At 69.5% G+C, this 11,092-nt stretch carries 12 protein-coding genes and 1 pseudogene; 5 read left to right on the top strand and 8 right to left on the bottom strand.

What is annotated here, in order from left to right; translation table 11 throughout:
- Both iscB and ABZ260_RS36350 read left to right on the top strand, forming a co-directional pair.
- Nucleotides 1–927 (top strand): RNA-guided endonuclease IscB (gene iscB / locus ABZ260_RS36355; RefSeq protein WP_355626661.1); only part of this gene is annotated, 927 nt, incomplete at its 5' end.
- A 182-nt stretch (nucleotides 928–1,109) separates the two neighbouring features.
- Nucleotides 1,110–2,129 carry a sporulation protein gene (locus ABZ260_RS36350; protein WP_355626659.1) on the top strand — a complete coding sequence of 340 codons (1,020 nt, stop codon included), beginning with the start codon at nucleotides 1,110–1,112 and terminating at the stop codon, nucleotides 2,127–2,129.
- 89 nt (nucleotides 2,130–2,218) lie between these two features.
- Here ABZ260_RS36350 and ABZ260_RS36345 read toward each other — a convergent pair whose 3' ends face one another.
- Entirely contained in the window at nucleotides 2,219–3,718 is a 1,500-nt protein-coding gene (locus ABZ260_RS36345; RefSeq protein WP_355559573.1) for an MDR family MFS transporter, read from the bottom strand.
- Between the two features lie 147 nt (nucleotides 3,719–3,865).
- On the opposite strand from ABZ260_RS36345, the gene ABZ260_RS36340 reads away from it, so the two are divergent.
- Nucleotides 3,866–4,462, top strand: coding sequence for a TetR family transcriptional regulator (locus ABZ260_RS36340; RefSeq protein WP_355626657.1), 597 nt, complete (start codon nucleotides 3,866–3,868; stop codon nucleotides 4,460–4,462).
- An 87-nt stretch (nucleotides 4,463–4,549) separates the two neighbouring features.
- On the opposite strand, the gene crcB is transcribed toward ABZ260_RS36340, so the two are convergent.
- From crcB to ABZ260_RS36325, 3 genes are read right to left on the bottom strand one after another with little or no spacing between them, the layout of a single operon-like run.
- Nucleotides 4,550–4,924 (bottom strand): fluoride efflux transporter CrcB, encoded by a 375-nt coding sequence (gene crcB, locus ABZ260_RS36335; protein WP_355559554.1) that lies wholly within the window; start codon nucleotides 4,922–4,924, stop codon nucleotides 4,550–4,552.
- Entirely contained in the window at nucleotides 4,921–5,262 is a 342-nt protein-coding gene (locus ABZ260_RS36330; RefSeq protein WP_355626655.1) for a DUF190 domain-containing protein, read from the bottom strand. Before ABZ260_RS36330 ends, crcB begins: the two co-directional genes overlap by 4 nt.
- Nucleotides 5,259–5,720, bottom strand: coding sequence for a CrcB family protein (locus ABZ260_RS36325; RefSeq protein WP_355626653.1), 462 nt, complete (start codon nucleotides 5,718–5,720; stop codon nucleotides 5,259–5,261). The genes ABZ260_RS36330 and ABZ260_RS36325 overlap by 4 nt, the downstream gene beginning before the upstream one ends.
- A 256-nt stretch (nucleotides 5,721–5,976) precedes the next feature.
- Here ABZ260_RS36325 and ABZ260_RS36320 point away from each other — a divergent pair, with 256 nt between their 5' ends.
- Nucleotides 5,977–6,891, top strand: a complete 915-nt coding sequence (locus ABZ260_RS36320) for a DMT family transporter (protein WP_355626652.1) — start codon at nucleotides 5,977–5,979, stop codon at nucleotides 6,889–6,891.
- A gap of 38 nt (nucleotides 6,892–6,929) precedes the next feature.
- Here ABZ260_RS36320 and ABZ260_RS36315 read toward each other — a convergent pair whose 3' ends face one another.
- The 4 genes from ABZ260_RS36315 to ABZ260_RS36300 all read right to left on the bottom strand — a co-directional run bounded on the left by ABZ260_RS36315 (nucleotide 6,930) and on the right by ABZ260_RS36300 (nucleotide 9,871).
- Nucleotides 6,930–8,366 carry a DJ-1/PfpI family protein gene (locus ABZ260_RS36315; RefSeq protein WP_355626650.1) on the bottom strand — a complete coding sequence of 479 codons (1,437 nt, stop codon included), beginning with the start codon at nucleotides 8,364–8,366 and terminating at the stop codon, nucleotides 6,930–6,932.
- A gap of 94 nt (nucleotides 8,367–8,460) precedes the next feature.
- Nucleotides 8,461–9,432 (bottom strand): helix-turn-helix domain-containing protein, encoded by a 972-nt coding sequence (locus tag ABZ260_RS36310; RefSeq protein WP_355626648.1) that lies wholly within the window; start codon nucleotides 9,430–9,432, stop codon nucleotides 8,461–8,463.
- A gap of 65 nt (nucleotides 9,433–9,497) precedes the next feature.
- Nucleotides 9,498–9,638: a hypothetical protein gene (locus ABZ260_RS36305; RefSeq protein ID WP_355626646.1), complete on the bottom strand. Its 141-nt coding sequence runs from the start codon at nucleotides 9,636–9,638 to the stop codon at nucleotides 9,498–9,500.
- Between the two features lie 50 nt (nucleotides 9,639–9,688).
- Nucleotides 9,689–9,871 carry a hypothetical protein gene (locus ABZ260_RS36300; RefSeq protein WP_355626645.1) on the bottom strand — a complete coding sequence of 61 codons (183 nt, stop codon included), beginning with the start codon at nucleotides 9,869–9,871 and terminating at the stop codon, nucleotides 9,689–9,691.
- Between the two features lie 696 nt (nucleotides 9,872–10,567).
- Here ABZ260_RS36300 and ABZ260_RS36295 point away from each other — a divergent pair.
- A pseudogene (locus tag ABZ260_RS36295) lies at nucleotides 10,568–11,092 on the top strand (hypothetical protein); the annotation flags it as partial.

Raw genomic sequence — 11,092 nt, 5'->3', positions numbered from 1 at the left:
TGGGCGCCCGTGGCCGCCGTGCACGTGGAGAAGGTCTCCTTCGACACCCACGCCCTGTCGGCCGGGCGGCCGCTCGAAGGAGCGGAATACCAGCAGGGCACCCTCGCCGGGTACGAGGTCCGCGAATACCTGCTCGCCAAGTGGGGGCGCGCTTGTGCCTACTGCGGCAAGCAGGACGTGCCGTTGAACATCGATCACATCCACCCCCGCAGCCGGGGCGGCTCCGACCGCGTCAGCAACCTCACCCTGGCTTGCATCCCGTGTAACCAGACCAAGAACGCCACCCCCGTGCAGGAGTTCCTCAAGGACAAGCCTGCCCTTCTCGCGGAAATCCTCAAGCAGGCGAAAGCGCCGCTGCGCGACGCCGCCGCCGTCAACACCACCCGCTGGGCACTGTGGCAGGCGCTGCAAGCGACCGGCCTGCCCGTTCACACCGCCTCCGGCGGGCGCACCAAATGGAACCGTTCCCGCACCGGCGCCCCGAAATCCCACACGTTGGACGCGCTGCACGTCGGCCACCTGGAGAGCGTGACCGCCTGGCCGTCCACCGTGCTCGTGGCCAAGGCGACCGGGCGCGGCACCTACACCCGCACCACCCCCGACCGATACGGGTTCCCCCGCCTTGTCCGGCCACGGAGCAAGCTGCACCACGGCTTCCAAACCGGCGACCTGGTCCGGGCCAACATCCCGGCAGGCAAGAAGGCCGGGATTCACGCCGGGCGAGTCCTGGTCCGCTCCTCCGGCTCGTTCGACATCACCACCCGGCACGGCCGCATCACCGGGATCAACCACCGGCACGTCCGCCACCTTCAACGCGCAGACGGCTACGGCTACACGACCCGGAAAGAAGCCGATCGACATGACCGACCGGTCTGGGCACGCTCGGGCCCTGGCGGCCCTCCCGCTCCCGGTTCCTCCCCGGCCTGAAGGCCAGGGCATCCTCGGGAGGCTCTGGTGACAGCCGGCAGGACATTCGCCCGCCGCCGCGCCGGCGGGCGGTACCTCCGTTTCCCCGGCGCCGCCTGACTGCGGCAGAGGCCGGGAACCCGGAACGCCTGGTGATCGTTTGCTCTTCGGTCACGTTCAACGGACAAGCAGGAGAGGAAGCCGTGATCTTCAAACGGATGCTGGGAGCCTTCGGTGTCGGGGCCCCGTCGGTGGACACCGTCCTGTCCACCCCCCGCGTGCAACCCGGCGGGCTGCTGCGCGGCGAGGTAAGGATCAAGGGCGGCGACTTCGACGCCGACATCGAGTACATCACGCTTGGCCTGGTCACCCGGGTGGAATCTGAGCACGGCGAGGGTGAGCAGATCGGCCTGATGGAACTTCACCGTACACAGGTCTCTGGACCGTTCCGGCTGCGCAGCGGAGAGGACAGGACCGTCCCCTTCCAGTTCCCCGTCCCCTGGGAGGCACCGATCACCGAGATCGCCGGGCAGCACCTGCACGGCATGGGCATGGGGGTGCGCACCGAGCTGGCGATCGCCGCGGCGGTCGACAAGGGCGACATGGATCCGGTCGAGATCGAGCCACTGGCCTCCCAGGAGGCGTTCCTGCGGGCGTTCTCCCAGCTCGGCTTCCACTTCAAGAGCGCCGACCTGGAGCATGGCCACATCTACGGGGTGAGCCAGCAGCTGCCGTTCTACCAGGAGATCGAGTTCTACCCGCCGCCCGCCTACTCCGGGCAGATCAACGAGGTCGAGCTGACCTTCATCGCCAACCCCGGTGGGCTGGACATCGTCCTGGAGGCCGACAAGCGTACCGGCGGCTACGGCTCCGGCGGTGACGCCTTCGGCCGCTGGCAGACCAGCCACCAGGAGGCGGCGCACCGCGACTGGGCCTCGGAGATCAACGGCTGGCTGGGCGCGCTGTCCCAGTACTCGCACGGCGGCGGCCACTACGGCGGCCATGACCCGTACGCCCACCAGGGCGGCCACCAGGGCGGCCACGCCCCGTACGCCCACGGCGGTGGCCACGACCCGTACGCCCACCAGGGTGGTCACCACGGCGGTCACAGCGGTCCGGGAATGGGAGCGGTGGTGGCCGCCGGCGCGGCCGGTCTGGTCGGCGGCTACGTGGCCGCCGAGCTGGTCGAGGAGATCTTCGAGGACGAGGAAGAGGAGGAGTGACCGTGCCGGGTCCCGCCTGGTGAGCCCGGGCGGGGCAGGACGGTGACGGCCCGCCCGGCGACCTCGCGGGGCGGGCAGTCGTCATCCACTCAATCCGCCAGGTCCACGGTGTCGCGCAGCCTGGTCGGCTTGAGGAAGAGCACGGCGACGACGCCCACCGCGGCGATCGCCGCGGAGATCAGGAAGATGTGCCCGGTGGCGTCGCCGTACGCCGCGCGCACGACGGTTCTCGCGGCTTCGGGCAGCGCCTCAAGGTTGAGGGTGCTGCCCCCGGAGCCGGACGGCCGGATGCCCGCCTTCGCGAAGCCCTCGGCGATCCCGGTGGCCACCCGGCTGGCCAGGACCGCGCCCAGCACCGAGACTCCGATGGTGCCGCCCAGCGAGCGGAAGAAGGTGATGGCACCGCTGGCGGCACCCAGTTCCCGCAGCGGGACGACGTTCTGGATGACCAGCACCAGGTTCTGCATGGACATGCCGACGCCGATGCCGACCAGCATCATCGCGGCCGAGATGAGCACCAGCGAGGTCTCGTGGTCGATGAGGGACAGGCCGAGGAATCCGAGGGTGAGCACCACGGAACCCGCCACGATGTACGGCTTGACCTTGCCGCTCTTGGACACGAGCCGCCCGGAGATCGTGGAGGAGAGCAGCACGCCGAACATCATCGGGATGGTCAGCAGCCCGGCCTGGGTGGGGCTGTAGCCACGACCGATCTGGAAGTACTGCCCCAGGAAGACCGCTCCGCCGAACATCGCCATGCCCACCGCGAGGCTGGCCACGATGGCCAGGGCGGGGGTGCGCCTGCGGACGATGTGTATCGGCACGACCGGCTCGCTGACCCGTGACTCCACCCAGGTGGCGACGGCCAGGATCAGAATCCCGCCGCCGGCCATGACCGCGGTCTGCCAGGAGATCCAGTCGAAGGAGTTGCCGACGAAGGTGATCCAGATGAGCAGGACGCTGACGCCCGCGGCGATCAGCGTGGCGCCCGCGTAGTCGATCTTGACATTCGGGCGGCGGACCGAGACCACCTTGAGCGTCTTGTGCAGCAGGACGAAGGCGATCGCCGTGAACGGCACGGCGATGAAGAAGCACCAGCGCCAGCCCAGCCATGAGGTGTCGGCGATCAGGCCGCCGAGGAGCGGGCCACCCACGGTGGCCACGGCCATCACCCCGCCCAGATAGCCGTTGTAGCGTCCCCGCTCCTTGGGGCTGATCATCGCGGCGATGATGACCTGGACCAGGACCTGCAGGGCCCCCATACCCAGGCCCTGGATGGCGCGGAAGGCGATGAGCTGGCCGGCGTTCTGCGCGAACCCGCAGGCCAGCGAACTGAGCATGAAGATGACGATGGAGATCTGGAGGAGCAGCTTCTTGCTGAACAGGTCCGCCAGCCGGCCCCAGATCGGGGTGGAGGCGGTCGCGGCGAGCAGTGACGCGGTGATCACCCAGGTGTACTGGGACTGGGTCCCGTCGAGCGCGCCGATGATCTGTGGCAGCGCCACCGACACGATCGTGCCGCTGATCATCGCGACGAACAGCACCAGAAGCAGGCCGCTGAGCGCTTCGAGAATCTGCCGATGAGTCATCGGCTCCGTGCTTTGCGGCATGACCGCTTGGGTGCTCACACGACCTCCACGTACGGGTAACTGGAACAGGCCATGACACCATACATGCCCATTGAGAAAGTTTGCCCATTGGGCATATATGGTGTCAGGCGTTAGGCTGTCCGTGTTATGCAGATCACAATGGGGTTGCGCGAGCGCAAGAAGGCCGAGACGCGGCAGGCGGTTCACGAGGCCGCGCTACGGCTGACCGTGGAGCACGGCCTGGATCACGTCACCGTCGAGGCCATCGCCGACGCCGCCAACATCTCGCGACGAACCTTCTCCAACTACTTCGCCGGCAAGGAGGACGCCCTCCTCTACGGCGACGAGCAGCGCGTCCGCCTGCTGCTCGAGCGGGTCCGCACCCGCCCCGCCGAGGAATCGGCCTGGCGGGCGCTGCGCGGAGCGGTGCACGATCTCTACAGCGAAGTGGGCGGACCGGAAAGGGAGTGGGTGATCCGCGCCAGGCTCGCCAAGAGGCACCCCTCGCTCCTGGCCAGGCAACTGGCCAACCACGCCAACCTCGAACGCGAGCTCGCCCAGGTCATCGCAGAGCGCGGCGGCGACTCCGAGACCAGCGCCCGATCTCGGGTGATGGCGGCCGCCTTCCTGGTCTCGCTGCGCATCGCCACGCACATGTGGACCGACGAGTACGAGACCCGAACCCTGCGCGAGGTCATGGACGACGTCTTGGACGAGATGGCTCACCCCTTCGACGGGGAGTGAACCGCGTCGGTTCTCGCACCGCTCTCGAAGACCCGGCCGCCGATGGGGGCCGCCCGTACGAAGTTCCCAGGCCTTCGTGCGGGCGGCTCACCCGAAGATCGCCTGGGCGAGGGTGAGACCGGCGAACACCGCTCCCAGGCCGGCGACGATCGAGGCGACGACGTTGGCGACGGCGAAGAACACCGCGCCGGTCTCGGCCAGCCGCAGCGTCTCGTAGGAGAACGTCGAGTACGTGGTCAGCGCCCCGCAGAAGCCGGTGCCCAGCAGCAACTGCACGCCGGTGCCCGCCGCCCCGGACAGCGCGGCCCCGGCCAGGACGCCCAGGATCAGCGAGCCGGCCACGTTGACCGTGAAGGTGCCCCAGGGGAAGACCGTGTCGTGGCGTGCCTGCACGGCCCGGTCGGTCAGGTATCGCAACGGCGCGCCGACCGCGCCGCCGAGCAGCACCAGCAGCCAGTTCACTGCGCCCGTCCGGCACGGGGGCGAACGACCTCGACCTCGTCCAGAACGGCCAGGCTCTCGGTGAGCAGGTCGTCCAGCCGGGGCAGGAAGGCGCGGATCCGCTCCTCGGTATCGATGATCACGATGGTCACCGGCAGGTCGTCGGTCATCGACAGCAACCGGGTGGTGTGCACGATCGAGGTGGTTCCGAAACCCTCCACGCCGCGGAAGACCGATGCCCCGGCCAGCCCGGCGGCATGGGCGCGGTGCACGATCTCGCTGTACAGGGGGCGGTGGCGCCAGGTGTCGGTGTCGTCGGTGAAGATCATCAACCGCAGCGCCCGTCCAGGCGGGATCATCGCATTCTCCTCACCAGGAGCCGGCGGGTGGCCCACGCGCCGGTGACCACCGCGGCCAGGGCCGCCAGGAGCGTCGCCGCCAGGTAGCCGAGCGCCGGGCCGACCCTGCCGCCGGAGACCAGGCGCTCGATGTCCAGGCAGTAGGTGGAGAAGGTGGTGAATCCGCCCAGCACTCCGGTGGCGAGGAACGGCCGCACCCAGGCCGGTGCCGTCCACACCTCGGTCAGCACCACCAGCAGGACCCCGATCAGCAGGCAGCCCACCACATTGACGCAGAACGTGGTCCACGGGAAGGAGCCGGCCGCGGTCGGCCACAGCAGGGCGGCACCGTAACGGGCGCCTGTGCCGATCGCGCCACCGGCGGCGATCGCCGCCAGGACACCGTAGTGCGAGCGACGCGGCTCGGGGGGATCGACGGGCTCGGCCACTGTCTCGAACCTCACCTGTTTCGAGCGCATGCCTCTCCCTACACGCGGTGGATGCCCGACACGACCTATCAGCGAGTAGGGACCGCCTGCGGCAGCGGGGTGCCGCGCCTCGGGGACGGGCGGGCCGCGCCGGCACGGATCCTCGGCCCTGCTCAGCCTAGCGCGATCACGTCTCGATCACCGTCACCGCCGCTCAGGACATCGTGTGGCAGGACCGTCCAGCCGCCGAAGGTACCCGATGACAGGGATGAAGTCCCATAGGTCACAATGATCGCCGGAGGTGGTGATGGTGATGCGGCGCGGGGTCGCGGCGATCCTGATCTCGGCGGCGGCGTTCGGGCTCATGCCCGTCTTCGCCTCCTTCGCGTACGGCACGGGGATGTCGGTGACGACGCTCCTCATGCTGCGGTTCGCGATCGCGACGGCGGTGTTCCTCGGATGGCTGGGAGTGCGCGGCAGGCTCGGGCGGCTGACCGGACGGCAGTGGGCGACCCTCGCGCTGCTGGGCGGCGGCATGTACGCGGCCCAGTCGCTGCTCTACTTCACGGCGGTCCAGCGCATCTCGCCGGCCCTCGCCGTACTGCTGCTGTACCTGTATCCGGCGCTCGTGTCCATCCTGTCGGCGGTGGTGGAGCGCACTCGCATGAGCTGGACCGTCGCCGGGCCGATCCTGGTGTCACTGGCCGGGCTGACCCTGGTGGTGGGCCGTCTGGACACCGGCCTCGACGTTCCCGGTCTGCTCGCGGCGGTCGGGGCCGCCGTGGCCTACGCCCTGTACATCATCGTGGGCAGCCGGGTCTCCGCCTCGCTGTCCCCCTCGGTCACCACGGCCTACCTGTCGATGTTCGCCACCGGCTCGTTCGCGCTGCTCGGGCTGGCATCGGGCGGGCTGGACCTCGGCTTCGCGCCGGCGGGCTGGGTCTGGGCGACGGCGGTGGCGCTCGTGTCGACGGTGCTCGCGATCGCCCTGTTCTTCGCCGGGGCCACGACGCTCGGCCCGGTACGCGCGTCGATTCTCAGCATGCTGGAGCCCGTCGTGACGGTGCTCGCCACCTGGCTGCTGCTGGGCGGAACCCTGACCTGGCAGCAACTCGCGGGGGGCGCGGTGGTGCTGGCCGGCGCCCTCTGGGGCATCCTGGCGAGCTCGGCCCGCGGTACCTCCCCGGCTGCGGAGAAGAGCGCCGTGGAGGCGTCCTCCTAGCACCCGCGACCGGTCGGACAGCACTTCTCGTAGCCTGGCTACCGCGCCGGCGGCGTCCCCGGCCCGCCCCTGCCGGAACGCGAGACTGTGCCGGCCGTACGGCGGCGGAGCAGGCGCGGTACGGCGACGGTGAGCATGCCGACGCCGACGGAGACGGTCAGGGCGACGACGAAGATCACTGTGGGACGCCAAGGCCAGCCGGCCCCGGAAAGGCGCAGCTGTCCGACGGGATATTCGGAGAACTTGGCGGTGGTCCGGGCCGTGGCGCTGTCGGCATGGGCGGCGAGGTCACGGAGCATCGGGTCGAAACCGAACTCGCCGTCCCGCCGGCCGCCGCCGGGCAGTTCCGGTGTGAGACTCCGTCCTGACGCCCAGCTCGCCAGGGCGGGCGTCAGGTCGCCGCGCACGCCCGGAACCACGAACCGGTCCACACGCGGCACCGCCGTCCCCGCTGGTTCGGTGAGCAGGACCACACCGTGCCGTGTGGTGACCGTTCCGGTGGCGCTGATCGGGATCGCGCGGGCGCTGAAGGAGACACCGGAGTAGACCTCGAACGCCGCGGCGGCGTCGATCTCTCCCACTCCCTCCACCAGCCCGATGCCGATCGTGGGGCGCCACCAGGGGAACGCCGCGTTCAGCACGTACGGCAGGTCGGACAGGGCGAGGTGGTTCGGGGTGATCGCGGTGGAGCCGTCCAGACTCCAGCCGGGATAGTGGAGCGCGCTCCCGATCCGCTGGGCCTCCGCCGCGCCCGCGAACCGCTCGACCAGGCGTAGCGCGCCGACGGTGCCGGAGGTGATGCCCGCCGTGGTGGTGATCGCGCCGTCCTCCACATAGCGTTCGCCGCTCTGCCACCGCACCTTGGGGTGGTTCCGCTTCAGGGAGCCGATGTTGGCCCAGAAGGAGGTCGCCTGGCGATTGTCGAGCACACCGGCGGCCGCGAGGAGTTCCGAGCCCGCGCAGACGCCCAGCAGGCGGGCGCCGTACCGGGACCGCGCGGCGATCCACTCACGCAACGGCTTCTCCACCGTGCCGGTGGGATCGATGACGGCGGGCACCACCACCACGTCCGGTTCGGAAACGGCACCTGTCCCGACCTCTTCCAGGGTGTGGTCGGGCAGCAGGTGCAGGCCGCCGGAAAGCGGGGACGGGGTTCGCCGGGCCGCGACGGTGTAGACGGCGAATCTTTCCGACCGGGCGAAGACCTCGTAGGGGGCGAGAACGTCGGCGGAGACCGAGCCGGCGTTGCTGACCACGATCGCGACAGTGATCCGTCCGCCGGGTATCGCCTTGGGGGCCGGCCAGCCCCGGGCAGGCGGGCGCTGATGAGACAGGGGGTAGCTCTGGCCCATCACCGTGCTGACACCGGCGGCGCAGATCCCGCCCAGGGAGGCGAGGAACAAGGCGGCGCCCAGCAGGACACGCCCGATCCGGCGCACGACAGGCATGGTCAGACCGCTGTGGACAGGGGACACCGGAGGCTCTCTTCTGTGACGGCCATTGAGGCATAGCGAAATCACGGCAGCGCGATCGGCGCCGTGAAAGGGGGATCAGGGTGAGGTATGCCGCTCAGCGCGCGTGCTTGCGCGCCGCGGACGGGGGCATCCCGTACCGGGCGGAGAACAGGCGGCGGAAGTGCCGGACATCGCGGAAGCCGCAACGGCTCGCTACGGCATCCACGCCGAGGTCCGTGTCGGCCAGCAGCCTCGAAGCCCGTTCCAGGCGCAGTTGCTGCTGGTATTCCAGGGGGCTGATGCCGATCGACGTGCTGAACGCCCGGCTCAGACCGCGCGGGGACAGGTGTGCCACCGCGGCCAACTCGGCGAGGGTGTGCGGGGTGTCCAGGTGCTGGGCGAGATGGTCCTGTACGCGGTGGACGGCCGGATGCAGGTGCGAACGGTGCTGGAGAAAGGGACTGATCTGGGTCGCCGAACCGTTTCGCCGCAGATAGACCACCAGTTCCCGGGCGACCGCGGCGGCGAGGGCGGGGCCGTGGTCGCGTTCCACCAGCGACAGCGCCAGATCGATCCCGGCTGAGATCCCCGCGCTGGTGCTCACCGGGCCGTCGTGGACGTACAGCACCCCGTCCTGGACCCGGGCCGCCGGGTATCTCCGCCGCATCGCCTCGATGAGCGACCAGTGGGTGGTGCACCGGCGCCCGTCCAGCAGCCCTGCCTCGCCCAACGCCGCCGCGCCGCTGCACACCGACGCTATCCGGGCCCCGCAGCGCTGTGCCGTACGCAGCCACTGCGTCACCGAGTCGGGAACCAACGGCTCGCTCGGCCGAAGATCCCTCAGCCGGGGTCCCGGCACCAGCACCAGGTCACCGGGCTCGGTCGGCAGCAGAGCGCCGAGTCCGGCCAGCCTCAGTCCCTGTGCCGACACCGCCTCTTCGGTATCGGACACGAACTCCAACCGGTAATCGGCACCCAGATGCGCCGCGACGTCGAAGACCTGCGCAGGACCGCCCAGGTCCAGCAGGTTCACGTCCGGCAGGACCAGCACCACCACCCGGCCCGTACTCGTCACTCGTTCACTCACGGCGCCTACGCTAGACCGCCCGCACCATGATCCGGGAGGGCCGTACGTACTGTGCACCGGACGGATCAGGCACTCGTCGATCCGTCCGGTGCGTAGTCGGTGATGAGCGTCGTCCTGCTCGGCCCGGCCTTGGTGCTGTTCTCCTTCGGCCTCATGGCGGAATCCTGGGCGATGAAGATCGGAGCGGGCGCGCCGGTGGCGGTCATGACCGGAGGATTCATGCTCAACCGGTGCGGCCCGGTTCGAGGTCGGCCGCTCAGCGCTTGTCGCGGTGCTGGTCGAGCAGGCGGATGAGCAGGCTCATGGTGGCGGCGCCGGCGGCTCCGCCGCTGAGCAGGGCGGTGGGCCAGGCGGTGCCGGCGGCCAGGGTGAGCGCGCAGGCGACGGCCGTCACCAGCGCGGTGGTGGTCAAGGTGAGAAGCACGGGTACAGAGAACATCGGGGTCGCTCCTGAGGTGGCATCGCCGGGGATCCGGCGGTCTGGTCATCGGCCCAGAACGCGATGAGCTCGGTCTCGGTGAGCTCGTCAGCCGGGCGGTTGGGCGGAATACGCCCGGTGGTCAAGGCCCACACCGTCACCAGCAAGGTCAGTAGCTGGTCGTCGTTGTGAACCCACGGCGGGGGTGGGGAGCCCGGCCGGGTGCCGGTGACACGGAGAAAGGCAGGCGAAGCAGTCAGGGCGTGCGCCATGGGCTTTCTCCTTCATCGTCGGCACTGAGGGGTGCGATCAACGATGAAGGTGCCGCCATCCGGGCCGCTACCGGTTCAAACATGTCCGGAAGAGACCGGATAAATACCCTTTTGCAAGGTGAGAAATATTTACGTTCTCGACGCCGATATCCCTTCGTCCCGGCCTGGCGGGCAGGATTTTCGGCGTCCTTCGGAGCGGTCCGACTCCATCCGGTCTCATCCGGACTCATCCGGATCGCTCCGATGTCATCCGGATCGCTCCGATGTCATCCGGATCGCTCCGATGTCATCCGGATGCCTCCGGACTGTGTACTTACAGGTCAACGGCCGTTAATCCCGGACGAAGCGGAATATGCGATCTCCCTCAGCCTGGCCGCCGATTAATGCCAATATGACTCCCGCTACTACTTGTAGATCACGGATCACTCATTTCCGGCTAAGGGCGATGGCTGAACAACATCGTGTTGCGGCGCTACGCGCCTTCGTCGATCAGCTCAACGAGCTGCGTGGCCTGGCCGGCTCCCCGGCGCTGTCTCGACTGCACACGCTGTCGATACGCATTCCAGAGAACAACGAGGGCAGGGGGCTGGCGCCAAGCACTACCCACGACATCCTGACCGGCAAACGCAAACGCGCCCCGGCATGGGCGTGGGTGGCGTCCTTCGTGGCCGCCTGCACGGTGGCCGCCGAGCAGACCGGCCTGGATGTGCAGGCCATGGGCGACACCCGGGCCTGGTATCAGAGCTGGCGAGCCGCCCATGATGCCCGGCCCGATCCACCGGCTGCGCCCCCCGCACCTGCCGCGCCGGCCCTCACCACGCCGCCGCCGGGACCGGCCTTCGTCCCGTTCGCCGCCTCGCCCTCACCCGCGCAACGGCCCGAGGCTGACTTGCTGAGGGTTGCCAGGTCTCTGCTGAACGACCTTGAAGACGCACGCATGCGAGAGGCGACCCTCCGCGCCTACTACCTG

It is taken from the genome of Streptosporangium sp. NPDC006013 (assembly GCF_040614275.1).
Taxonomy (GTDB): Bacteria; Actinomycetota; Actinomycetes; order Streptosporangiales; family Streptosporangiaceae; genus Streptosporangium.
The sequence above is the reverse complement of the archived record's forward strand: the minus strand, read 5'-3'. Positions and strand labels throughout refer to the sequence as shown.